Annotated in this window: 29 protein-coding genes; 9 read left to right on the top strand and 20 right to left on the bottom strand. The window is 32.0% G+C overall.

Going from position 1 to position 24,137, the window contains the following annotated elements; translation table 11 throughout:
- Positions 1 to 5: 5 nt before the first annotated feature.
- Positions 6 to 695, bottom strand: coding sequence for an MOSC domain-containing protein (locus tag AC22L0_RS07945; RefSeq protein ID WP_001263003.1), 690 nt, complete (start codon positions 693 to 695; stop codon positions 6 to 8).
- A 157-nt stretch (positions 696 to 852) separates the two neighbouring features.
- On the opposite strand from AC22L0_RS07945, the gene AC22L0_RS07940 reads away from it, so the two are divergent.
- Complete coding sequence (locus AC22L0_RS07940) at positions 853 to 1,755, top strand: LysR family transcriptional regulator (protein WP_000612243.1); 903 nt, start codon at positions 853 to 855, stop codon at positions 1,753 to 1,755.
- A gap of 96 nt (positions 1,756 to 1,851) precedes the next feature.
- Here AC22L0_RS07940 and AC22L0_RS07935 read toward each other — a convergent pair whose 3' ends face one another.
- Positions 1,852 to 2,115 (bottom strand): hypothetical protein, encoded by a 264-nt coding sequence (locus tag AC22L0_RS07935; protein WP_000921858.1) that lies wholly within the window; start codon positions 2,113 to 2,115, stop codon positions 1,852 to 1,854.
- A gap of 51 nt (positions 2,116 to 2,166) precedes the next feature.
- Entirely contained in the window at positions 2,167 to 3,288 is a 1,122-nt protein-coding gene (locus AC22L0_RS07930) for a C45 family autoproteolytic acyltransferase/hydrolase (RefSeq protein WP_487272183.1), read from the bottom strand.
- 270 nt (positions 3,289 to 3,558) lie between these two features.
- Here AC22L0_RS07930 and AC22L0_RS07925 point away from each other — a divergent pair, with 270 nt between their 5' ends.
- The gene (locus AC22L0_RS07925; RefSeq protein ID WP_000063764.1) at positions 3,559 to 3,990 is read left to right on the top strand and encodes a hypothetical protein; all 432 of its coding nucleotides are present in this window, start codon (positions 3,559 to 3,561) and stop codon (positions 3,988 to 3,990) included.
- A 129-nt stretch (positions 3,991 to 4,119) separates the two neighbouring features.
- Here AC22L0_RS07925 and AC22L0_RS07920 read toward each other — a convergent pair whose 3' ends face one another.
- A complete protein-coding gene (locus AC22L0_RS07920) occupies positions 4,120 to 5,163 on the bottom strand; it encodes an aspartate-semialdehyde dehydrogenase (RefSeq protein WP_061654644.1) in 1,044 nt (347 codons plus the stop codon).
- A 129-nt stretch (positions 5,164 to 5,292) separates the two neighbouring features.
- Here AC22L0_RS07920 and AC22L0_RS07915 point away from each other — a divergent pair, with 129 nt between their 5' ends.
- A complete protein-coding gene (locus AC22L0_RS07915; RefSeq protein WP_000425905.1) occupies positions 5,293 to 6,159 on the top strand; it encodes a LysR family transcriptional regulator in 867 nt (288 codons plus the stop codon).
- 70 nt (positions 6,160 to 6,229) lie between these two features.
- On the opposite strand, the gene AC22L0_RS07910 is transcribed toward AC22L0_RS07915, so the two are convergent.
- From AC22L0_RS07910 to AC22L0_RS07900, 3 genes are all read right to left on the bottom strand, one after another.
- Positions 6,230 to 6,835 carry a PRK06770 family protein gene (locus AC22L0_RS07910; protein WP_000846983.1) on the bottom strand — a complete coding sequence of 202 codons (606 nt, stop codon included), beginning with the start codon at positions 6,833 to 6,835 and terminating at the stop codon, positions 6,230 to 6,232.
- A 257-nt stretch (positions 6,836 to 7,092) separates the two neighbouring features.
- On the bottom strand, positions 7,093 to 7,752 hold the full coding sequence (locus AC22L0_RS07905) for a nucleoside/nucleotide kinase family protein (protein ID WP_002005064.1): 660 nt from the start codon (positions 7,750 to 7,752) through the stop codon (positions 7,093 to 7,095).
- Positions 7,752 to 8,648 carry a CPBP family intramembrane glutamic endopeptidase gene (locus tag AC22L0_RS07900; protein WP_087967865.1) on the bottom strand — a complete coding sequence of 299 codons (897 nt, stop codon included), beginning with the start codon at positions 8,646 to 8,648 and terminating at the stop codon, positions 7,752 to 7,754. The genes AC22L0_RS07905 and AC22L0_RS07900 overlap by 1 nt, the downstream gene beginning before the upstream one ends.
- Before the next feature lie 392 nt (positions 8,649 to 9,040).
- On the opposite strand from AC22L0_RS07900, the gene cspD reads away from it, so the two are divergent.
- Complete coding sequence (cspD, locus tag AC22L0_RS07895; RefSeq protein WP_000176366.1) at positions 9,041 to 9,244, top strand: cold-shock protein CspD; 204 nt, start codon at positions 9,041 to 9,043, stop codon at positions 9,242 to 9,244.
- A gap of 86 nt (positions 9,245 to 9,330) precedes the next feature.
- Complete coding sequence (locus tag AC22L0_RS07890; RefSeq protein ID WP_000286203.1) at positions 9,331 to 9,516, top strand: cold-shock protein; 186 nt, start codon at positions 9,331 to 9,333, stop codon at positions 9,514 to 9,516.
- Positions 9,517 to 9,559: 43 nt separating this feature from the next.
- Here the strand turns inward: AC22L0_RS07890 and AC22L0_RS07885 are convergent, their stop codons facing one another.
- Positions 9,560 to 10,111, bottom strand: a complete 552-nt coding sequence (locus AC22L0_RS07885) for a GNAT family N-acetyltransferase (protein ID WP_000885392.1) — start codon at positions 10,109 to 10,111, stop codon at positions 9,560 to 9,562.
- 310 nt (positions 10,112 to 10,421) lie between these two features.
- On the opposite strand from AC22L0_RS07885, the gene AC22L0_RS07880 reads away from it, so the two are divergent.
- Positions 10,422 to 10,970, top strand: a complete 549-nt coding sequence (locus AC22L0_RS07880) for a hypothetical protein (RefSeq protein ID WP_000275250.1) — start codon at positions 10,422 to 10,424, stop codon at positions 10,968 to 10,970.
- A gap of 55 nt (positions 10,971 to 11,025) precedes the next feature.
- On the opposite strand, the gene AC22L0_RS07875 is transcribed toward AC22L0_RS07880, so the two are convergent.
- From AC22L0_RS07875 to AC22L0_RS07860, 4 genes are all read right to left on the bottom strand, one after another.
- A complete protein-coding gene (locus tag AC22L0_RS07875; protein ID WP_087967867.1) occupies positions 11,026 to 12,417 on the bottom strand; it encodes a protoporphyrinogen oxidase in 1,392 nt (463 codons plus the stop codon).
- Between the two features lie 177 nt (positions 12,418 to 12,594).
- Positions 12,595 to 12,744: an aspartyl-phosphate phosphatase Spo0E family protein gene (locus tag AC22L0_RS07870; RefSeq protein ID WP_000417698.1), complete on the bottom strand. Its 150-nt coding sequence runs from the start codon at positions 12,742 to 12,744 to the stop codon at positions 12,595 to 12,597.
- A 157-nt stretch (positions 12,745 to 12,901) separates the two neighbouring features.
- Complete coding sequence (locus AC22L0_RS07865) at positions 12,902 to 13,090, bottom strand: hypothetical protein (protein ID WP_087967869.1); 189 nt, start codon at positions 13,088 to 13,090, stop codon at positions 12,902 to 12,904.
- Between the two features lie 33 nt (positions 13,091 to 13,123).
- Positions 13,124 to 13,684, bottom strand: a complete 561-nt coding sequence (locus tag AC22L0_RS07860; protein ID WP_000581029.1) for a helix-turn-helix domain-containing protein — start codon at positions 13,682 to 13,684, stop codon at positions 13,124 to 13,126.
- Between the two features lie 170 nt (positions 13,685 to 13,854).
- Between AC22L0_RS07860 and AC22L0_RS07855 the strand changes: the two genes are divergently transcribed.
- Entirely contained in the window at positions 13,855 to 14,742 is an 888-nt protein-coding gene (locus tag AC22L0_RS07855) for a DMT family transporter (protein ID WP_000841812.1), read from the top strand.
- A gap of 22 nt (positions 14,743 to 14,764) precedes the next feature.
- On the opposite strand, the gene AC22L0_RS07850 is transcribed toward AC22L0_RS07855, so the two are convergent.
- The 4 genes from AC22L0_RS07850 to catA form a co-directional block, all read right to left on the bottom strand.
- Positions 14,765 to 15,277, bottom strand: a complete 513-nt coding sequence (locus tag AC22L0_RS07850; RefSeq protein ID WP_000512617.1) for a GNAT family N-acetyltransferase — start codon at positions 15,275 to 15,277, stop codon at positions 14,765 to 14,767.
- Positions 15,278 to 15,437: 160 nt separating this feature from the next.
- Positions 15,438 to 16,382 (bottom strand): GNAT family N-acetyltransferase, encoded by a 945-nt coding sequence (locus tag AC22L0_RS07845; protein ID WP_002061342.1) that lies wholly within the window; start codon positions 16,380 to 16,382, stop codon positions 15,438 to 15,440.
- A gap of 37 nt (positions 16,383 to 16,419) precedes the next feature.
- Positions 16,420 to 16,944: a GNAT family N-acetyltransferase gene (locus AC22L0_RS07840; RefSeq protein ID WP_000673963.1), complete on the bottom strand. Its 525-nt coding sequence runs from the start codon at positions 16,942 to 16,944 to the stop codon at positions 16,420 to 16,422.
- 328 nt (positions 16,945 to 17,272) lie between these two features.
- On the bottom strand, positions 17,273 to 17,923 hold the full coding sequence (gene catA, locus AC22L0_RS07835) for a type A chloramphenicol O-acetyltransferase (protein ID WP_000668544.1): 651 nt from the start codon (positions 17,921 to 17,923) through the stop codon (positions 17,273 to 17,275).
- A gap of 200 nt (positions 17,924 to 18,123) precedes the next feature.
- On the opposite strand from catA, the gene AC22L0_RS07830 reads away from it, so the two are divergent.
- Positions 18,124 to 18,306: a DUF4021 domain-containing protein gene (locus AC22L0_RS07830; protein ID WP_001060660.1), complete on the top strand. Its 183-nt coding sequence runs from the start codon at positions 18,124 to 18,126 to the stop codon at positions 18,304 to 18,306.
- Positions 18,307 to 18,353: 47 nt separating this feature from the next.
- Here the strand turns inward: AC22L0_RS07830 and AC22L0_RS07825 are convergent, their stop codons facing one another.
- Positions 18,354 to 20,585, bottom strand: coding sequence for an MMPL family transporter (locus AC22L0_RS07825; RefSeq protein WP_000716543.1), 2,232 nt, complete (start codon positions 20,583 to 20,585; stop codon positions 18,354 to 18,356).
- A 121-nt stretch (positions 20,586 to 20,706) separates the two neighbouring features.
- Here AC22L0_RS07825 and AC22L0_RS07820 point away from each other — a divergent pair, with 121 nt between their 5' ends.
- Positions 20,707 to 21,330: a TetR/AcrR family transcriptional regulator gene (locus AC22L0_RS07820; protein WP_000435996.1), complete on the top strand. Its 624-nt coding sequence runs from the start codon at positions 20,707 to 20,709 to the stop codon at positions 21,328 to 21,330.
- A gap of 124 nt (positions 21,331 to 21,454) precedes the next feature.
- Here the strand turns inward: AC22L0_RS07820 and AC22L0_RS07815 are convergent, their stop codons facing one another.
- The 3 genes from AC22L0_RS07815 to AC22L0_RS07805 all read right to left on the bottom strand — a co-directional run bounded on the left by AC22L0_RS07815 (position 21,455) and on the right by AC22L0_RS07805 (position 24,137).
- Positions 21,455 to 22,108, bottom strand: a complete 654-nt coding sequence (locus tag AC22L0_RS07815; protein WP_087967871.1) for an MBL fold metallo-hydrolase — start codon at positions 22,106 to 22,108, stop codon at positions 21,455 to 21,457.
- A 116-nt stretch (positions 22,109 to 22,224) separates the two neighbouring features.
- The gene (locus tag AC22L0_RS07810; RefSeq protein ID WP_000431735.1) at positions 22,225 to 22,632 is read right to left on the bottom strand and encodes a GNAT family N-acetyltransferase; all 408 of its coding nucleotides are present in this window, start codon (positions 22,630 to 22,632) and stop codon (positions 22,225 to 22,227) included.
- Between the two features lie 614 nt (positions 22,633 to 23,246).
- Positions 23,247 to 24,137 carry an alpha/beta fold hydrolase gene (locus tag AC22L0_RS07805; RefSeq protein ID WP_001072690.1) on the bottom strand — a complete coding sequence of 297 codons (891 nt, stop codon included), beginning with the start codon at positions 24,135 to 24,137 and terminating at the stop codon, positions 23,247 to 23,249.

The following is a 24,137-nucleotide window of genomic DNA, read 5'->3' as shown; positions in this document are numbered from 1 at the left end:
TATTTTTATTCTTTTATCCCTTCAAGTCTTTCCTTCGTATTAATTTCTTCTCCACTTATACGCTTTTCAAAAGACTTTCTCCAACTATTTGAAAGTGCATTTACTTCTAATATCCTTTTTACCCCTTCAATATTTTGTTTTTCCTTATGCATAATACGGTTAGCGAATGCTACTGAAACACCTTTTGGATCAGACTGTAGTCTTTTTAAGGTGTCGACTGATGATACCCATCCTTCTTTTAATACACGAAAATAAAATCCTGTATATCCTGTTTCTTGAAAATATAGTGGTAACTTTGGAATATTATATTTTTTTGCTAATTTAAAACAAGGTTGCCTTGGTTGTGTTACCTGTACGATTGCCTGTCCTAGCTCAAATGTATCACCAATACAAACATCCTCTTCGCTCATACCACTAACTGTTATATTTTCTCCGAAAGCCCCATATACAAGATCTTGATTCAATTCTTTTTCCCAGTATGGATAGTGATCACCAGTATAAACACAAACTGCTTTATCTACTCCTCCATGATGAACTAAGTCAGCTTGTCCATCCCCATTAAATTTTACAAAGGATAAATATACCGGTTCCTTTACTTGTTTCTTATTTATGCCTGTATGAACTACCTTTCCACCGTATGTAACCTCTTTTGGTAATCCTATATTTAAAGATAATAATTGATATTCATTAGCCATTCTATTTCCTCCTTTAAAGGTGTTACATGTATTTTTCTCTCAATTAATTTTTACAACCCTCTCTGCTATATAAAGATGATTATAAAACCTTTAAAATCATTGTTCAATTCAATTATTTATATAATAATGATAGGTATAACCTATTATTATACTTGAGGTGATTCCAATCGAATTACGACAACTTGAATACTTTTTAGCTGTTTCAAAAGAATTACATTTCACAAAAGCAGCTGAGAAATTAAATATTTCACAGCCTTCTCTAAGTCAACAAATACGTGCATTAGAGCATGAAGTAGGAATGCCACTTTTCGATCGAATTGGTAAAAAAATATCTTTAACTGAAGCAGGGAAGATTTTATTATCACATAGTAAAACCATTTTTCATGAAGTCGAACAAGCTCGTTCAGCTATTCAAGACCTAAACGGATTACAGCAAGGTTCCTTAACAATAGGGGCTTTGTTAACCGTCGTAAATTATTTACTACCAACAGCTATTTTAAATTTCAATAATTTATATCCCAATATAGAGCTTTCTGTATTAGGGCTTCGCACAGGAGATATTCGTGAAAAATTATTACGAAACGAACTAGATATTGGAATTACATTTCTCCCGGTGCAAGATAAAGAGATTATCTCTATCCCTCTATACAAAAGCGATCTTACATTAGTCGTGCCAACTGGTCATCGATTAGCTGAACGTAATCATGTATCTATTGCTGAATTACAGAACTACCCTTTAATTCTTTTACCTAAAAATTTCTTTTTAACCGAACTAATTACATCTCATTGTCAAAAATTCAACTTTAAACCAAGACCAATTTTAGAAATTAGCACGATGGAATCTTTAATCCAAATGGTTTCCAAAGGAATGGGAATTACAGTGTTACCCAAACCATATATAGACTTTTTACAAAATAAAAACATTCAAGCTATTAAAATAGAAAACCCTACTCCAACAATTGAAATAGGGCTAATTTATAGAAAAGATAAATATATGTGTGCTGCAACTCGAGAATTTATTGAGCAACTAAAAAGTACAGTACGTTCTTTCCAAAACTAAACAAAAGAGATTATCCTATGAAACCGTTTCACAACGATCTAGTAGAATAATCTCTTTTCAAAACAAAGTAAACATTATATTAAACTCTTATAGATTTTAATGTACCTTTTTAGATATTGGAATATATTTAGTAAAATATGCACCAACTAGCAATAATACAATTGAAAATAACCAAGTAAAAGCACCGCCAAAGTGAAACCAATATGCAAACATATTTAAAATTGCGAGTGAAAAGAAGCAAATAGAAGTTAACGCACTTTTCAATCCTTTTATCCCAGATTTTTTTCTCTTTTGATAAGCAATATACATCGCAATAACAAGAAAAAAGATAAGAACAAATGGTAACATAACTTTTAGCATTGGTAATCCCTCCAGTGTAAATGCACTCTCTTCATTATCATCTTATCTCATTTATCTTTTAGGCATCAATTCATTCTTATCTTCCCTCCAAAAGTCAGTATAAGTTTTATTTTTAAAGTTCACGTTCACCTCAGAAAACGGCATACTTCCTCCAACTTTCAATGAGTACCAGTCGTTTAAAAGTGGTGATCCGAAACAAATCTTCATTGTACGATCATGTAAATCGAATAATACAGAATGTAAAGTTCCAAACCATTCTTCATAGTTATGTACAGTCAGTCCATCAGGATATTCTTCTACTAACTTTTTTAAAGACTCTATGCTCACTTGTTCATATCCATTTAAATGCTCATGTAAAACATGATATCTCTTTGTAGATTGTTCTAATTTCCTATTATTTAATTTCTGAATTGATGAACTAACTGCATGGTTTGTTGATACAATAAAAGTTTGGTTGTCACCATCAATCGTTGTTGTGGATTTATGACCGTCAAATATTTCAATATGTGCTGCGTTTAAAGGATCAGCTACTATTAAATTAATATTACTAGCAATTGGTATTTCTTCTATTAGTGATTTAGCTTCCTGCACATTTTTACATTTCTCCAACAACAATCGAATTACCGCAAAACACTGTAAACCATTTACCATTGGCTTTCTTAAACCTGCAATGTTTCCTACTGGTTGACCACATGCTGAAAATGTAACAGATAATCCATGTTCGTTAACCCCTTCTGTTCGACCAAAATATTGAGTAGAAAAGCCACTATGTGCATACGCACCTTCAACATGCGTCGAGCAAAAACGCATATCATCTATTACTGGTGATAAATCATAATTTCTTAATACATAAGTGTGAGTTGAATCTGTCTTTTTAGGTAATACTGCACAATGACTACAACCTGCTTTCAATAGTGTTTGATAGTAATACATCATATTTTTTGAAGGAATTTTTAACACTTCACAAAAACCTTCAATTTCTTCATTAATTCCAGAACAATATTGATTTAATATATTTCTAGATTCTGTCCAATGGTTATGCGATATTAAGTTTTCTTGCTCTATAAATTGCGGAATAAGATAAGAATGTTGTTTCACAAATTCACCTTGTTGCTTACCAATTTCATAATGACTTCCTTTGAGCGATGAAAAATACCCCTTTACTTGATACATCAAATTCCCCCTCTTATTAAACATATCCATATCGTACCAAATGAATCCCATTCATTCTTGATGTTTTTTACTACCTTACCTTAACTCCATGCCACTTTAAAACCTCCACTAATAATTATTTTTTTGTTAATATTGCTACAGAAGCTTTACTTCAAAATAAAATAGTTTAATATCAAATGAGCAAAATACTATATTGAACTTACTCGTAAGCAATCATCTAATTTTTGAGATTAAGAAACTTATTTATCAAAGCAAAAGGAGAATTTATGTATGAGCAATTGCAAACCAATTGATGAATTAACTATTGAAGACCTAAAACAAAACCCCATTTGGGAATGGGCAATAGATGAAGAGGAAAACGAAGAACATGACGAAACATGGGTAAAACCAGCAGCAACTACTAATTTTACAGAGGAGCTAAACGGTTCAATCGTACTAGGCGAACTATTCTTACATAATGGTGAAAAATTCCCTATGATGTGTGAAATTGACATTGAAAATAACGAGGCAGTAATTCGTTCTGTTGTTTATTATAACGAAGCAGAAAATGAGTATATTGCTATAGAAGATATTGTGAAAACGGTCGAAATGCCGTTATCGATTATTATTAACCTAACAATTCATGCAGAATCCAAAACCTTACGCTTCACTGCACATAAAGTAGATATTTATAAAAATTCAATAACGACTAATTTAAATTAAAGTTGGGCGAAATAAAGAAAACAATTATTAAATAAAGTGAAGCTTTAATCAGTGGGGGTCTTACTGCCCAGCAAATAGCGGGATAAAAACCGGAAAATGATTATCGATTCCCCGGTTTTTCAAACTAGATTAAAGTATTCCCTTTTCTACTAAAGTCTCTGCGATTTGAACTGAATTCCAAGCCGCACCTTTTAATAGGTTATCAGAAACAATCCAGAGGTGGAATCCGTTTGGCATATCAGGATCTTTACGTATTCTTCCGACAAATGTATCTATTTTCCCTTCTGCATATAATGGCATTGGATACAGCTGTTTACTAGGGTTATCCTGCAAAATAACACCTGGTGCATCCATTAATACTTCCTTAATTTCCGTAACGGTTGCTTCTTTTTCCAGTTCTATATAAACCGATTCTGAATGCCCTGATACAACTGGAACACGTACACAAGTAGCTGCCATTTTCAGGTTTTCATCTTCTAATATTTTCTTCGTTTCTTGAATCATTTTTACTTCTTCAAAAGTAAAATCATTGTCTGTAAATATATCTACTTGAGGCAGTACATTAAACGCTATTGGGTAATGTTTTTTATCTTTTTTCGCCGGTAATATATTACTTTTCACTTCTTCACCAGCAAGCATAGACTTAGCCTGCTCTTGTAATTCATGAATCGCATGAATACCAGAACCCGATACGGCTTGATATGTTGAAACGATAATTCTTTCTAAACCGAATGATTTTCGAATCGGCTGAAGTGCTGTTACCATCTGTAATGCTGAACAATTTGGAACTGCAATGATACCTTTATGCTGCTTTAAAGTATGCGCATTCACTTCCGGAACAACGAGCGGTACATCTTGCGCCATTCGGTACTCACTTGTGTTATCAATTACAATCGCACCACTAGAAACTGCATGAGTTACAAATTGTCTAGATACTTCTCCCCCAGCGCTAAAAAAGGCAATATCTACACCTTCAAAGCTAGTTGTTTTTGCCTCTTTTATAATTATCTCTCGTCCTTTGAATCTTACTTTCTTACCGGCGGATCGTTTTGACGAAAGCAATGTAACTTCAACTATATTAAACTTCATTTCATTCTCTAACAGTTCAATAATTTTTTGTCCTACCGCACCTGTAGCCCCAACAACAGCTACATGATAGCCCTTTTTTTTCATCTTTTCTCCTCCAATATCACCTGAATGAATATTTCTACAATTTCATTTTATACAGAATTTAATCATTTGGAAAATTAAAATACATGATATAATCATTCACAAATCATGATAATAAAAGAGGGATTGCTTATGGAAATGAGACATGTTAAAACATTTTGCGCCATTGTGAAGTATGGTAATTTTTCTAAGGCTGCGCATGCGCTAGGTTATGCGCAATCTACTGTTACAGCACATATGAAAGCTTTAGAGAACGATTTACATATTCCTCTTTTCGATCGGTTAGGGAAAAAAGTGCTACTTACAAAAGCAGGTCATCAATTTCATCCTTATGCATTAGAATTACTTTCAATATATGAAAAAGCGCGAGAAATCCCCCAAAATACAGATTATTTAGAAGGTACATTAAGTATTACATCTAATGAATCATTAGCGGTATACCGATTACCACAATTATTACGTACTTACAAACAGAAAAATCCGAAAGTAAATATCGTACTTGAAACAAACACAAATGAACAAGCATTACAAAAATTACGTGAAGGAGAAACAGACGTTGTCTTCATAATTGGAGAAAGTATAGAACATAATGATTTTATTACGCGTACTTTTAGTAATGAAACATTTGGATGGATTTTACCAGCTTATTCCTCTGCGCATACAAATCCATTCCAGTTATTACAGGACACCCAGTTCATTTTTACAGAACAAAGCTGCGGCTATAGGCCAATGGTAGATCGTTTTTTATGTCAAAGTGGAAATATTCCAGCTAAAACATTTGAAACTTCCAATGTTGAAGTCATTAAACAATCCGTTATGTGTGAGTTAGGCATTTCAATTCTTCCTTATATCGTTGTACAAGAAAGTTGCCAAAAAGGACAACTATGTTTTCAACCTATCGAAACTCCAACAGTTATTCAAAGTTATGTAATCTATCATAAATCTAGATGGATTTCCCCGGTATTACAATCGTTCCTTTCCTTACTTGAACGAGACTAAAATATTAAGACGTACATAGAAAAAGAGTAATTGCCTAATAAGTAATTACTCTCTTTCATTAATTAGTATACTATTTATTAGTCTGTTCCCCACCTGCAATTAATTTACTACCTGAATATGTACCTTTGTTCATAAACACTTGATTAATTAATTCTTTTTGCTCAGCTTGCGACATTACTCCTTTTCCTTCTCCTAAATTCCCACTTTGTAATTTCCAAATCTTATTGTGATCCCCATCAACCTTTTCATATTTTCCTTGTTTCCATCGTTCTAAAATTTCTACATATGTACTTCCCTGTACAAGATCATTACTCTTTACAATATCAATTAAGCTTTCAATCCGCTCTTGTGTAATAAAAATATAGCCCCACTTTTGATCAGCTTTCGCTTTTTGATGTGCCATTTCATGTAATGCTGTCTGTATGTTCTCATCTGTCCATTTAAAATTTTTATTAAAACCACTATTCGGCAATGAATAATTTCCATTTTCTAAAAGCTTTGCATCTTCTGCTTTTACGTTACTATCAGCTAATACTTCTACTGCTGGAGCAGCTGGTGATGCCTTTTTCGCAGCTGGTTTACTATTATTTAAATAATGCAGCATACCATATGTTAAACCTACTCCAATTACCGCCATACCAGCTATAACACCTATTATTTTCAAAAATGTTTTCATCTCGCTTGTTTCCTCCCAAATATCTCCGTTCTGACTACCTAATTATTTCTTATATAAAAACTGTTACTTCATTCAAAATATCGCATCCCATCCCCTATCATATTATTTATATATACTTCCTCATATTGTATTTCTTTTTCTTTAAAATTGAAAGATTATTCTGTTAAATAATGAAAATATTCTACAAATTTTTCCTTTATATTTATAAAGAAACAAAAAAACAACGAGCGCGTTCTACAACACTCGTTGTTTTTACTTTATGCACGATTTTCTTTTAACCACTTCGTAATAGCATCTAACTTCGAAACATCAAAACGTCTTTCTTCACACACGTTCAAATTTTGTGAGTTTCTCACTATTTCTAATTCATTATTTCTTACACTTTTTGCCTCAATTAATTTACAATACCCATCTGTAACAGTATTTAAATTTTCATAATAACGCTGAAACGATTTTGATATATGTAAATGTTTTTCAAAGTTTCTTCTTCTTTTCGTCTCATCAGATACTTTCCGCTTTCTAAGTTCTTCATCGTTCGTATATAAATAAAAATATTGATCCGGAAAGCCAATTTCCCTATTTATCATCTTTTCTTTATAAAAATTTTCTATTAAAGATAATGGCTGATTAAATATATCAAAATGAAAACACCAATTATAACTAAGTGGCTGATAAATATCGCCATCGAGTATTACTAATTCATATTGCTTTGACTTCTGAACAGCTATATTCCAGCGCTCAACTTGTTTTTCAAAATACCATGTTCTATGTTCATTTTTTGGCCTTTCAAATAAAGAATTCACTTCAGGTATTATATAAGCACCATAATTCTTTTCTAATTCACGGCACGTGGTACTTTTACCAACAGCGCTTGCTCCCTCAAATGCTATTATCCCCATAGTTTCTCCCTCTTTCATTAACTAAAATTTCGTTGTTTCGCTTTTCTTCCCCATAACTTTCTCCATAAAACAATTGAAGCGACAGTGAGCATGATTGTTGTAATGATACTACCTTCAATTCCGAACGTGCCTCCATGCAATGTTTCTGGTCCATTTGTTATAGACTTAAAAATTGGAGTAGAATATACAGTTGTGCCACTAACTGCAAAACCATATACATTATATTGAGCCCAGTTCCAAATTGAGTGCCATGCACATATTCCCCACAGACCGTCTTCTTTCAATACATATAAAGCTGCGAAAACACCCACTAATATTATATTCGATATAGATAATATTGTAATTCCTGGATTAAGTAGATGAAGAAATCCAAATAAAAATGAAGTTACAATTATTCCAACCCATATACGACTTCTAACAGAAAGAACCGGGAATAACCAACCTCGTACAATAATTTCTTCCGTTGCCCCTTGTATTAAAAATGCAACTAGAGATCCTACTATTCCTACTATCACTGTTGAGGTAATATGTTGTACTTGCAATTTCACACTCCCCATTAATAATAGTAGAATAACTGGCGTTGAAATAAATAAAAACCCTATTAACGCACCTTTTAAATACTTTCTCATCCAATTCTCTTTCCAAAAGCCAATGGATGAAAAAGGTCTTTTTTCTACAAAACGAACCCATATAAATAAAATAAATATAGCTCCGCCAAACGTTAACACCATTCTAACATTGTCATAAATACCTTTCATGAATATCGTTTCAGCTTTCGGTAAAAATAACATAAATAACATAAAAAGTTCGCCTAAAGTCAAAAATATAATGGCTAATATTACAGCAAAGACTGGATGGACCTTTTTTCTCCCTGCTTTTGCTGCTTCAATTATTATAAATGAATTATTTTTCACTTTCTTTTCTCCTTTTATAATATTTAACTACCAACAGTAACCAACCATATTTTACCACGAAAAATATATTATTAATATTTACTCTAAGTTTTTCTTACATGATTTTGCATAAATCCCAATTAGGAATAATATATAAATAAAAGAGGTGCCTTTGTGCCTTTACTATTATCACCCAGATTACTCAGTGGTATTACCAGCACTTGCTATTTCCCACCATTTGTTGTAAGATAGTAATTAAGGTCAATTTAACACTATATTTTCTTTGCATATTATCAAGTATCAATCGGGGACAGTTTGTACTCCTTATGGGTTTTTGATAATATGTGAAATTTTATTTTCATTCAAATAAGGCCGATCATATTGTAATTTTTCTACTTTTAGGAGGCATTACCATGACATTAACAGGTAAAGTAAAATGGTTTAACAGCGAAAAAGGTTTCGGTTTCATCGAAGTTGCAGACGGTAACGATGTATTCGTTCACTTCTCAGCTATCACTGGCGACGGCTTCAAGTCTCTTGACGAAGGTCAAGAAGTTAGCTTTGAAGTTGAAGAAGGTAACCGCGGACCTCAAGCTAAAAACGTTGTAAAGCTATAATTCAAACAATAAAAAGGTTGTTACCAGCAAGGTTAACAACCTTTTTAATATATAACTAAAATTTTTTACATAAAAGGAGTGGTTACATGTATCGCAATCGAAAGAACGATGTAGCAGAAGTACCACCAGAACAAACCCCTGTTTGGGAATGTGAATCAGAGGATTGTTTAGGATGGATGAGAAAGAACTTTTCATTTGAAGAAGAGCCTAAATGCCCTTTATGTAAAAGTAGCATGAAAAGCGGAGAACGTTTATTACCTAAATTAGGTTAATTTATAATAAAAAAAACCTCTTTTAATTAAGAGGTTTTTTTTATTATAAATTTATGTCCTCAACATCAGTTCGCACTATAGAATACAATAATGCATCGTGTTGCTTATTTCCTTGATGAATATATCCGCGCAATAGCCCTTCCTTTTGGAAGCCAATTTTAGATAACATTCTACAAGAAGTAACATTTTCAGGATATGTAATAGCTCCAATTCTAAACAAACCTAAATCTTTAAATCCATAATTAATAATTTCTCCAGCTGCTTCTGAAGCATAACCATTTCCCCAATAGCGAGGATGCAGATCATATCCAATCTCAGATCGTTTACTCCATAATTGTAAATTGTTTAGTCCAATTGTTCCTATTAAAACGTTCGTTTCTTTTAACACAATTCCCCATCGTATTGCCTTTTTCTCAAAGTAATTTTTTGAAAAAGATTCGATCATACGTGAAGCTTGTCCAAACTCCGTAAAAGAATTCATACCGTAGTAACACGTCACTTCATCCAATGAAAAGATTTCATATATTTTTTGACAATAAGATTGTTCTATTTCAACTAAACGTAAGCGTTCTGTTTCTAGTATAGGAAATGCCATAGGATCACTCCTTTCTCTCTACTCATTCATTATATCAGAAAAAATATGTATAATTAGTAAAGTCCTTATTGTTCCATAAATCAAACATTTCTAATGGTACATTCTCTCTTAATTCTATATACACGAATTAGATACCTTCTGATTGCACCTCAAACATGACGCTATAATTTCCATAAATCGAATTTTAAATTATCAAGAACTGTAAAGAAATTGTTTCTTCATTTTCTCTTTCTAAACAACCAACCTACCCCATACATTTATGGTAAAATATAGTTAATATATTATTTTATTGTGGAGGTGAAGATTTCCTATGTATATATTCATCGGCTTATCCCTCTTACTCATATTACTTATTTTTTTATTCGCAAAAAAATTCACACCAAACTCATTCATGATGACTAGCTTTAAAGGTAATAGCTTTAGGACATTTTCAATCGGTATTTTAATCGCTGCCATACTCTCACTTTCATATGGAACTTATCATGCGGTAACATATCAACCTAGTTATTTAGATATTAAATTAAAAAATCAAAACTATACTGTTTTCGGTAATGTAGGCGAATTCGGTTATTTCTCCGAAGAATTATTAAAAAAAGATACAGAAGTACAACTATATTTCGTCTCTTGGAAAACAATACAGTTAAAAAATCCGGTAATACTTATAGAATATCCTTCAGGAAAACAAGAAACATGGAAGCCAAATATCGTATCAATACCGGTAAATAAATTACAAGAAAAACATGATATAAAAGATATTTATCAACTATCACCGTATTCATTTAAAGAGTCTGGAGAAATAACATTAACAATAAAAGAAAACAATGTAAAAAACAATACAATTTCCATTCAAATAAAATAAATAAAAACTGTTCCTCCATTTTGCTGAAGGAACAGTTTTTATTTATTCTACAGTATTATTTATTTAATGTAGCCATTATTTCATTGGCTATATTCTTTCCATTTCCAATACACGCACCAATTCCGACACCATAATATGAGGCACCAGCTAAATATATATTTGGATAAAGATTCGTCATTTTTTCTTGCAATGCTTGAACCGCTTGATTATGTTCTAAATGATATTTCGGCATTAAATCTTTCCAATTTGTAACTTCGACTACTTCTGGCTCACCTTTAATTCCGAGACTCTTTTCAATATCATATAAAGCTACTCGTACTAATTCTTCTTCACTATAATTTTTGATTGTTTCATATACCGGATTGGTGCTCTTATAAAACATTCTTACTAATAATTTTTGTTTACCCGATGTATGTTTCCACTTTCGACTTGTCCATGTACAAGCATCACAATGTAAATCACTGTTTTCCGTTACAATAAACCCTGTGCCGTCAGCTGGTAGTTGTTCATCTAGTATGTCAAATCCTAAGTAAATACTTATAAGAGATGAGTTTTTAAATGTATTAAACTGCTCATTTAACTCATTAGACTGTAATAAAGTTTGTGCTATATCATGCGGAGCTGCTAAAACAACATAATCAGCTTGTATTGTTTCATGATTTACAAAAGAAATCTCATATCGATCTTCTTGTTTACTTACAGCCGTCGTTATAGCACCTTTTTTTACGACAGTTTCAGTGAGCACTTCTTCTAAGCGATTAATTATCGTAGATAGTCCACCTTTAAATGATACGAATTTTTTATTTCCTGCTGATTGAAATTGTTTTTTATTCTCTTCAAAACCTTTAATAATACTTCCATACTTATTTTTATAATCCAGTAAATACGGTAATGTAGATGCCATTGTAAGCTCATTCAACTTACCAGAATATACGCCTGAAAGTACAGGAGCAATTTGTCTTTCCACTAACTCTTTCCCTAAGAAACTTTCTAAAAATAGAGCAAGTGATGTATCTTCCGTAAACTCTTTATTTTTCGTTATGAAATCTTTTAAAGCTACGATTTTCCCTTTCGTTGAGACTAGCGTACTGCTAAACAAAGACTGGGCGCTCATCGGTATCCCAAATATAGTATCAGAAGGAATCGGATGTAACATGTTTTCAGAATATATGTAAGAAATACCCGTTTCATTATATACCATTTCATCTTCTAAATTTAAATCTTTTACAAGTGGCATAACATATTCATTACGAGCAACGATTGAATCCGCTCCTGACTCCATAATGAAATCCTTTTCTTCCACACTATGGATTTTACCACCTAAATACTCTTCTTTCTCAATAAGAATAAAATTTAAATCGATATTATAATCCTTTTTTAATTTTTCTAAATAAAACATAGTAGAAAGTCCCGTTATACCTCCACCGATAACAACAACTGTTTTCATATGTGCTGCGCTCCTAACCGATACAATTAATAATTCCTTTTTATTATAACCAAAAGTCCTTATATTCGACTAGCAAGTTGCGCATTCTGTAAGAAATTAGACAATATATTTGAATATATTTTCAAATTACCTAATAAAAAAGAACTATAACATATACAAACCACGTCATAGTTCTCTTTATTTTAAAAACATAAAGTAATTGATTAATTTGTCTAGTTCTTGACTCAATGCCAATACTTTTTCATGTTGAATTCCATAATCCGATACTAAATATAAAAGTTCTTCTTTTTTTATTTCAATTACTTTTTCCAATTTCGCTAGTTCCATGTCGTTTTACATCTCTCCAAAAATAAAATGTATGTATTTCAGTATAGCCTACTTACATAATTAGTAAAAGTAAAATACGCATGTAAAATCTTACATATTTGAAAAAATAATATACTACTAACAAAAAAAGAAACTAGATTAAGCTTTCTTTTACAGATTATTGACGTTCATTAAGAATGAATAATTTTTCTAATATTATATCTTTATAATTTGGAGCTCTCTTTATATGATTAAAATAACTGGCAATTGCAGCTGCTCCAAAATGCGCATGCCAAATATCATTTGTTTCTTTTTTACATTGAGAAATAATTGAAAGGCCGCCTTTTAAAATACTTTTGTTTTCCATTTTCTTTCTCCTCTAGTTAAAATCACTATATTTTCATCCTAAAGATGGTGTCAGTACAAATAAAATGTGATTCGATTCATCACTTTTATTCAAAAATCGATGCTTCACATTTGGTGGAATACGTACAACATCGCCTTCTTCTAAAAAATATTCTTTTCCCTCCAATTCTACGTACACTTCCCCTTTCATAATAACAGCAATCTCTTCCTTATCTTCATGGGAATAATGACTTTCTGTTGTGTTTGCTTGTTTATTTAAATCCATCATTAACATTTCAATACGTGCTTTCATAAAATCAGGTGTTAATACATCATATACAATGTGATCATTGTTTTCCCGATATACTTTTTTTCGATCTTTTTTCTTAGAAATGAGCGAATCTGTATCGATATCATTAATAAAAAGTGTAAACAGCGGTACATTTAATGCTTTTGCAATTAACTCCAAAACATTTAAAGAAGGATTAGCATGTCCTCTTTCAATTTGGCTAATTAGTGATGTACTAATCCCTGCATAATCAGCAAATTCACGAATTGTCATATTATTTTTCTTACGATAACTTAATACTGTTTGTCCAAGCCTATCATGTATCATAGTAAAACTTCCTTTCGTCCATCATAATGCATATTTCATTGTCTTTGTGCTGACATACTAAACAAAGGCAAATAATCCTTTCCTATTATCTCCGGGACTTATATACTTACTTTTGTACATTATATCGCATTAAGTTTATTATAATAAACATTCTATCGGAGGGACAAACTTTGAAATCACCTATTCTTTCATATTTCATCTTATTTTTTGGTGTATTCGCCTTATCAACTTCAGCAATTTTTGTAAAATTGGCAGATGCTCCTGCGACAATCATTGCTTTTTACCGATTATTCTTTGCCACACTGATCCTGTTACCGTTATTACTATTTAATAAAAATAGTCGAAATGAGCTAAAAACTTTAACGAAAAAACAATGGACATTCGGATTCACATCTGGGCTATTTTTAGCTGCACATTATGTACTATGGTTTGAATCATTACAATATACTTCTGTAGCAAGCTCTACAGTTATCGTAACGTTACAACCTTTGTTCTCAATGATTGGTGGTTATTTTTTATTTAAGGAGAGATTTACGAAAGGAGCGGTTATTGGTTGCCTCATCGCTATTTCAGGTAGTATCATCATTGGCTGGCAAGATTTCAAAATTAGTGGAGAAGCTTTATATGGAGATATTTTAGCATTTATCGCTGCCGGTATCATTACTGCTTATTTTTTCATTAGCCAACACGTTCGTAAAGATTTGTCACTTATACCATATTCGGTAATTAGTTATGGAAGTAGTGCTGGCTTTCTTAGCATATTTGCTTTCATGCAACAAGAATCTTTCATCCATTACTCTACACAAACTTGGTTGTGCTTTATTGGATTAGCTTTCATTGCTACAATTTTAGGACAAACCATTTTTAATTGGTTATTAAAATGGATGAGTGCTACTGTAATTTCAATGAGTATTTTAGGTGAAACAATTGGCACTTGTATGCTAGCGTACTTTATATTACATGAGACTATTTCTTTACAACAAGGACTAGGAATTACCGTTATTTTTATTGGTTTAGTATTATTTTTATTACAGCCAAATTCTAATGAAAAAGCATGACAGTATACTGTCATGCTTTTAACTATTCATTATGTACAATTAAACCATTCGGTCTAAAACGACTCATCATAATTTCATTAATAAACTTTCCGTGAGCTTTCAAATTCCCTATCTTTACTCCCTCTTCTACAAATCCAAATTTTTCATATAAAGCTTTTGCTTTTGGATTCGTTTCTAACACACCTAGTTCTACTCTCTCTAACATTAACCAATTATCAGCCAGATCAAGCATCTTCATAAGAAGTGCTTTCCCAATTCCTTTATTATGATATTCACTGTCTACCCCAATGAATAAATCGCCTGAATGAGATCTTCGGCCCGGACTTTGTGTTAAACCTACAAATCCAACAACTTCTCCATCATATTCTGCAACAAATTCAAATTGATTTGGTGCTAAATTTCGAATTCTATTTTCCATAGCTTCTACACGCATGCTAGGTAAGAAAACCATATACGGTAAAACGTCATCCTGTATACATATACGATGAATTGCTCTAGCATCTTGTATTTCTACTGCTCTAACGTTGATCCCCATCTTTCTCTCCTCCATATAAATAACAATATATTTGTTTGTGTGTATTCTAGAGAAACGTGTATGAATGACCTTCTCACTCGTATTTCTTTATGTCATTTTTACATAATTATTTCGATATAATACTTAATTTCCAAAAAGATTAACAACTATATGGATTTGGTTAACTTTTCGCCTCGTTATATAAATTAAGCAAATTTTCAATTGGAATACCATTTAGTTTCATGCCGACTATATTACAATTTTCTATTTCAATATTTTTCAGATTACTATTACTTATAGTGCTGCCTTCCAAATCACATTTATCGAATACAATAGGTTCCTTCTCATCTCCGAGACTTGTATTTTTAAATTGCACTCCACCTAAAGTCACCAAATTAAATTTACTGCCAGAAAGATTTAAATCTGCATATGATGACCATCTAAAATTTATATTTCTAAACTTTGATTGACTTACATTACAATTACTCATATTCATATTTATTATATTGCTACCAACAAATGAACTGTTTTTTAAATTCACTTGATAATACCCTGTATTCGCTAAATTACAGTTTTCGTATTGACTATTTTTCATATCTTTATTTGTAACTACACTCTCTTTGTTTGAGCTTGTTTTTATTCTTTTCACGTAACAATACTCATCTTCCGATTCAAAAATCATTTGGTAGCCCATCTTTTTATAAAAGTGATGATTATTAATTTGTCTACTAGATGTTTCGAGATCCCAAATCTTTATGTTTGGATATTCCTTTTCTATTAATTTCATAACATGTGATCCAATTCCTTTTCCTTGATAAACAGGATCTACAAAAATACGATCAATTCGACCGTACGACTTACCAGAAATCGTAACTATTATCCCTCCAATTATTTCTTTATCCATTACAACTTTGAAAGAATCCAATTCTTCAATGGAATATTCCATCATTTCAACTGAAGAATACCCTGGCGGTTGAATGTTATAATCAATGACATCATCTTGGCCGTATAGCCATTGTTTTGCTTCTGCATCAAATGTTCTTTTCATTATTTCTGTTAATTTCTCAGCATCTAAAATTGTAGCTTTTTCTATAGATATTCTCGTCATTTTCGTTTTCCCCTTCATTATTACAAACCAACCATTTTTGTGAATGCCATAATTATCAATTCACTTTTATTTTTAATGCTTTTCCCATTATTACATATGGAACATCATTTGTACTTGGATGAAATGGCTCCAATATATTTATCCAATCTAATCTTTCATATAACGAACGTGCTTTTTCATTGTTTATTTGTGTTGTTAAAACACTCGTTCTATTTGGAATCCCTTCTAGTAATTCATTATGTAATTTCGTTCCAAGACCTTCATTTTGATATTGTGGGTGGACTGCTAACTCTACAAATTCAAAACAATCTTGTAACCATTCGTCTACTTGCTCTAGATGTAACGCTTCTCTCATTAATTGATTATAGTACTGTCCCTCCATTGAGCGATAACCATAAGTAAAGCCAACTACTTCATTTTCATCATTTATTGCTACTATACCTTTAAAACCTGTATATTCTATATGCCTATTCATTCGCTCGATTATTTCATTGAAATTTATTTTCTCAAATACTTTACAATACAATTTTGCCATATCCCCAATTAAGATTTCATCTTTTTCAATGCTTACGAATTTCACTTTATTCCCCCCTGTTAAACATTTACATACTTAAAATTTTAAAAACAAAGAAAATTAATACTAATCACTCTCTTTACTATTAAACTACAAATCACCCTATATTTTCCACAATTACTTAGTATTAATGAATAAAAGAAGAGACCATGTAATATCAACATGGTCTCTTCTTTTATTCATTTTCAATTTTATTCCGCTATTTGCCGGGCAGTAAGACCCCCATCTCAAAATTCAGCGAAAGCAAAGAAGTTAGGTGGGGGTTGGGCTAATAATCAGCGGGGCTGACACCCCACTGATTAAAGTTTCACTTTATATAATTAAAAATTAGATATTACTTAAGCCAATCGTTGCAAGTGTTACTTAACTGCTGTAAATCTTCTATAAATTGACTCGCATCATATCCATCACAAACCGAATGATGTACTTGCAATGAAACTGGTAGCATAACCTTATTTCCTTCGTTAAAATATTTCCCACAAGTTATAATTGGCAATAGAAAATTTTCATCATTATTAATATTAAGATTAAATCCAGTAAAACTAGTCCAAGGTATGCTAGAAATCGGAAATACATTAGGAGGAATATTTTCTTTCGTGAAAAGACCATGAACACTAGCATAGCATCTCATATCGTCTTCATAATTTTTATAGAAAGTGCGGAAATCACTTGAATAATCCGTCCATATACTTGAAAAAGACTTATCATCTTTATGAAAGATTGTATAACTCGGTATCATTTCCTCCCAATAGCCTAAAACTCCTTCATCGTTAAAACATGTTCGAAATTTTTTATGATTATTTACTACTCTAGAAATTAAATATATAAAAACGGGATAAAATTTTATTCCCTTTTGATATACTTCCTCTAATAACATCGTGATATCAACATTCACAGTCATACTAAATGTACAGTTCAACTTTAAATAATGCTCAAAATACCGCTCTCTATTCCAATCTTCTCTATCAATTACATGAAACTTCATTCTAATAGCCTCCTAAAATTTTCTTTTTATTTTAGAAGGCTAATTCCCTTGCTCTCACCATACTTGTTCACTCCTAACAGTTTACAATTCACCCTAATTATTCATTTAATTATATAACATATGTAAGAATCAATTCACATATTTCTGGAAATCCATCCACATACTATAGATAAATCAAATGAAATTTGGAGGATACATACATGAATAACAAAAATATGAATAAAAAAGAAAATGTTACTGAAAACACTACATCTATTCAAAATAATAATACTGCAAATCTTACTATCGAAGAACAAGCAATGAACGGCTTATACGGAATGCCCGAAACAACAATTGAAGATGCTGATCACGCTGCATCTGATGATTTGACTTCAAAAAATTAATTAACTACATTGAAAAAAGCCAAGGAAAATATCCTTGGCTTTTTTAACTATGCATCCACCTTTTGTATTTCTTCACTCTTTCTTGAAAGTTTACCTGGCCAAAAAGCAAATCGGCCTAAAACTACTGTAATCGCGGGTACAAGTAACGGTCTTACGATAAACGTATCTAGTAATACGCCAATTGCAGTTACAATACCAAATTGAACTAATACTTGAATTGGAAGTGTACCTAACACTGCAAAAGTTCCTGCTAAAATTAAACCAGCCGATGTAATAACACTACCTGTTTGTATTACACCATTCTTTACTGCATCCAAGTGATTTTGTGTCTTTCTGTTTTTCCATATTTCTGAAACCATAAAGATATTATAATCTTCACCTAAAGCAACTAAAAATACGAATGCGTACAACGGTATCGCACCTTGAATGGCCGGCGCACCCATACCGTAATGAAGTAATATCCATCCTGCTCCTAACGCTGAGAAGAATGATAAAACGACAGTTACAATTAAATAAATCATCGCAACAACCGATCGTAAGTAGACAAGTAATAGTAAAGCGATAATGCTAATCATTACTGGAATAATTACTGATTCATCACGTTCCGTAATTTGCTTTGTATCATATAATGAAGCTGTTTCCCCACCAATCCACAATTGATCTTTAGCATTACTAATCCCAGCACCTTTTAATACTTTTTCTATACTACTTTTCAATTTAGGAATTTGATCTAACGCTTCAATTGAGTATGGATTTTCCGCTAAAGAAACTTCATACATTTGTATTTGCTTATTTTCTTTTCCCTCTTTTGGCTCTTTCACTGTATTTACGAAAGAAAATTTCTCTAGTTCTTGTTTAATAGGAAGCTCTTTGCCTTTCGTATCAACAACAACTTTTATTGGTGCTAGTTCACCAGCTGAGAAATGATCACTAATTAACGTAAACCCTTCACGAGAAGGCATATCCTTTGGAAACGACTCTAATAAGTCATATGTGTATTGAATACGTGGTACGAATGAAGCCAATCCGCCTAATACAAATACAGTTAGCATAATTATTGTCCATGGTCTTCGTACTACAATATCTCCAAGTTTTTTACTAAAGGAGCCTTTTGATTTTTTAACTTTTACAGCCCTCTTTTTCTTTCTTGCAAACTCCTCATTCATTGAAGTTGTTCTCGGTATAAACGGGAAAAATGCAATTCTACCGAAAATTAATAATAGTGCTGGTAAAATTGTTAAAGCCGCGATTCCCATTATAAATACAGCAACACTAAATGGTACTGCAAATCGATGAAAGGCACCATAATGAGCAAGTAGTAATGTTCCTAATCCAAGTACAACAGTTAACGCACTCATTATTATTGCACCGCCAGATGCTTTAATCGCAAGTTGCAATGCTTTATATTTACTTTCTTCTTCTAACAAGTACTCTCTATATCTCGAAATTAAAAATAGACAATAGTCCGTTCCAGCGCCAAACAATAATACTGTCATAATTGATATCGCTTGGGCATCTACTTTAATCCATCCGTGATCAGCTAAAAAACCGAGTGTAGGACTAATAATACCGTATGCAAAGCCAACAACAAGTATAGGTAAAATCGCTAAAATTGGTGAACGATACAGTAAAATTAACAAAACTAACACTAGTAGTACAGTAGCCACTAACAATTTCACATCTGCTTGACTAAATAAACTAACTGCATCCGTTTGAATACCTACAGGTCCTGATAATCGAACATGTAAACCAGATTCACTTATTTTTTGTTTAAATGGATCTTCATCCACCTTACTATTCACTATTTTTCTAAACTCTTCAAGATTTCCTTTTAATATATCCGTACCAGCAGATTTATTAAAAAATACCGGTGTAACAAATGATGTACCATCTTTTGACGCACTTTTTGATAATACTTGCTCTGGGATTGTATCAAATGGTGGTAACGTTGATTGTTCTTTTAAAGGACTAGCTTTTAACTCCTTATAAACATCTTGTATGAGTTTATAATCCTGTGACTGTAATCCACCATCTCTATACCATACTACTAACAACGGATTCCCTGCATTATTCGGAAACTCTTTTTTTATAAGCGCTTCCGCTTGCTGTGACATAGCTGTTTCAGGTAAATTTTTCGGATTCGGTTCTTTCGTACTGTTTACTTGTGGTAACGTAAATGAAAGTAATAATGTAATAAGAATCCACACCGATAAAGTGATCCATTGCGTATTTTTCCCTGCCACAAGCCTCCCTAACATATGTAACGGGTGCTTTTTCATAAAAACCCACCTTCCTTTTTTCCTCCATTATTAATTATATATACTGGTCGGTTAATTAATCAAGAATGATTGAAAATTATGTTATAATTATCTCAATCATAAATGTCAGGAGCGAATGTATTTGGAACAAAAACAACGTCCTATCGGAAGGCCGCGTCAAAATAAAAATACAAAATCTACAAAAGAAACCATTTTAGAAGTAGCAACCCGCTTATTTCTTACACAAAATTATCAAGTCGTTTCTATGGATGAGGTCGCAAAAGTTTGTGGTGTTACGAAAGCAACTGTCTACTATTACTATTCAACAAAAGCCGATTTATTTACTGCTACTATGATCGAAATGATGGTACGTATACGTGAGAATATGTCTCAAATACTCTCTACAAACAAAACGTTAGAAGAAAGATTATTAGACTTCGCTAAAGTTTACTTACACGCAACGATGGATATTGATATGAAAAATTTTATGAAAGATGCAAAACTGTCGTTATCTGAAGAACAATTGAAAGAATTAAAAAATGCTGAAGATAATATGTATGAAGTACTAGAAAAAGCACTCGATAATGCGATGCACATCGGAGAAATCCCAAAAGGAAACGCTAAATTTGCGGCTCATGCTTTCGTATCTTTATTATCAATTGGGAATTTTAAAGATGAAAATCACAATCCTATTCTTGCAAATATAGATGAATTATCACAAGAAATCGTTTCTTTTTATTGGAACGGATTAGGTCATTCATATTAAACTGATTTGCTTTAATAAAAGAGCATGTTTGATTTTTTTCAAACATGCTCTTTTATAATTTATTTATATACTAATAATCAGATTATACTTCAATGCTGTTTAACAAAAAATTTCACTTTAACTTTTACAAATTTTGAAGTTGAACATTTATATTCCCCTTACTAAATCCCCCATGGTAACAAACTACAGATTCAATATGTAAATTTAAATACTTCTTCAAAGACTGCTGTGCTTCCTTAATATTTATAGTTGTTGGGGCGTGAATTCCTCCTAACATCCCATTCACACTATACATAGAGTCTCCTGCAATAAGAATTTTGCTTTGTTTCAAATATAAACTAATATGACCCGGAGTATGCCCTGGAGTATGAAGAATTAGTATTCCACCACAATACGGAAGTTCTTGCCCGTCAATCACAGTATCACTCACTTTTCCTTTTGGGCGGTTCTCTACATTTCCGTCCTTCAATAAAGGTAAATCCCCCTCGATATATGGCTTATCTAGTTCGTGCGCATAAACTTTAATATTACTTCGACAGCGCTGCAACAATTCTGGCAGACTACCTATATGATCAATATCCTGATGCGTCAAAATCACGACTTTTAACTTATCAAATGATACCCCAACCTTTTCCATCTTTACTTGTATATCTTCAATTTGTCCTGGGAAACCCGTATCTATTAATACTGCCATTTCATCATTCCATAAAAGAATTGGATGAATAACAAATTCTTGAAATTCAAGTTGTAACATTTCTACTCCTTTAGCAATCTCCATACAGCCATTCTCCTTTATGTTGAAGTTTGAAAATATGTACAAGTAAACTGAAAATATAAAGTGAAACTTTAATCCGTGGGGTTTTACTACCCGACAAATAGCAGGATAAAGCACCTCTATCTTATAATATGTTTTGTCATCCCAATAGAGAATGCTTCAAACCCTATAGATTCATAGTAAGATTGCAATTTTTCTACACACATAAGTTGTGGAATAACCTTGTTTTGTTCACAGTGCTGGATTAATCGTTTCACTATTTCTTTTCCGATGCCACTAGACTGATATTTTGGCAATACACCAACTCCACAAATAATGCCTGTTATGACTCCATCTGATATGACACGCCCCATCCCTACTAACCTCTTATCATCAAAAACATAAATTGCATACCAACTTTGCTTACACATTCGTTCTAACTCGTTAACCGTTAATTTAAGAGAATTCCATCCTAAAGATTCGTATAAGGATAATAATCCATTAAAATCTGTAGGGTGTTCACTTGTGTAGCGTATACTATTTTCCATGTAAACACTCCCTATTCTCTGGCTTGTTTATATTTCATAAAATTCCCTTTACACAAATCTGATCGATGTAAAAATAACTAGAACAAACTTCAATAAGAAAGATAGAATTCCTTCTCAATATAAAATAAAAAGAAGTTATCTCAAGCGAGATAACTTCTTTTATATAAGACTCTCATTATATTATCAACCAAAAATTATACAACTACATACGATAAGCACAAACAAAACTAATAAACCATTTGAGAAATAACCCATTAAATACTACCCCTTTATTAAATTATGTAAAAGATTTTATCATAAAATGATTTACAACTTAATAACTGAAAAAGACATTGTATTCATTAGTTATATACGTTTAGTAATATTTTATATTCGGTTATATTCTCGTTCCCTGAAATTGCTTATCATACTCTTCTACTTCAGTTCATATAAGTTCAAAATATTAAATAATAAATCAAGAAGACCTCCACCTTACGAGGTCTTTTTTACTTATTTTCCAAATACACTAATTGATTCTTCCTCAATTACAAGTAAACAATTAGCATATTACATGATTTAATATCCCAATAACCAATTCAACTCTATTAATTCGGTTCGACCTTAATATCCCCCTTTTATTCCAAAAACTCAATAATTGTTTCACATACTTTATCCGTCTCCTCGATATCTGGGAAATGTCCACTATTTTCAAATATAACAAGTTTACCATTTTTCAATTGTCTCGTTATTCTATAACTCATTCCTACACCCGTGTTATAGTCATGCGCTCCAACTATGACACACGTATCAATTTCTAAACCTTTAATACGCTCAATAAGCGGTAAAGATGATTTTGTTCCAAAAATAACTTTGCTCATCTTCCCTGTATTACTTAACTGACTTTCCTCCCAAAGACTCCGATTTAGCTTTGCAAATTCTTCATTTTTAAACAATAATCGATCTACAGCTTTTGTATCAACTATACTCCAAACTTGATTATACCTTTCTTTTAAAGGAATTTCTGACTTACTTATTATCAATATTTCTTCTTTCATTTCTCCTTTCGTTACTTGTAGAAAACCTTCTATCTGCACAGTATACATATCATTTAAATCATCTAACGATGGTGCTTGTAATACCATTTGTTCAACATTTTTCGGATATTTCAAAGCATACTCTAAACAAAGTTGTCCACCAAAAGAATATCCTAACAAATTTATCTTCTCTACATGTAATTGCTTTCTTAATTCCTCTAAATCTTCGACTAGAGTATTGATTGAGTACTCACCGTCATCTTGTGGTGCCTCACTTCTACCACATCCTCTTTGTTCATAATAAACAACAGTCATATTTTCTTCTAACCTCAACCCAAGTGTTCTTTCGAATACATAATGATTGCCACCTGGACCACCATGTACAATAATGAGAGGAACTGTATTATGAGCTGCCCCTGCAACTTTACACCAATGCAATACCCCATTGCTTTTCAAATAGTGTACACCATCTTGCAACATTAACTGATTCAT

The sequence above is a fragment of the Bacillus sp. LQ01 genome (assembly GCF_057624735.1).
The sequence above is the reverse complement of the archived record's forward strand: the minus strand, read 5'-3'. Positions and strand labels throughout refer to the sequence as shown.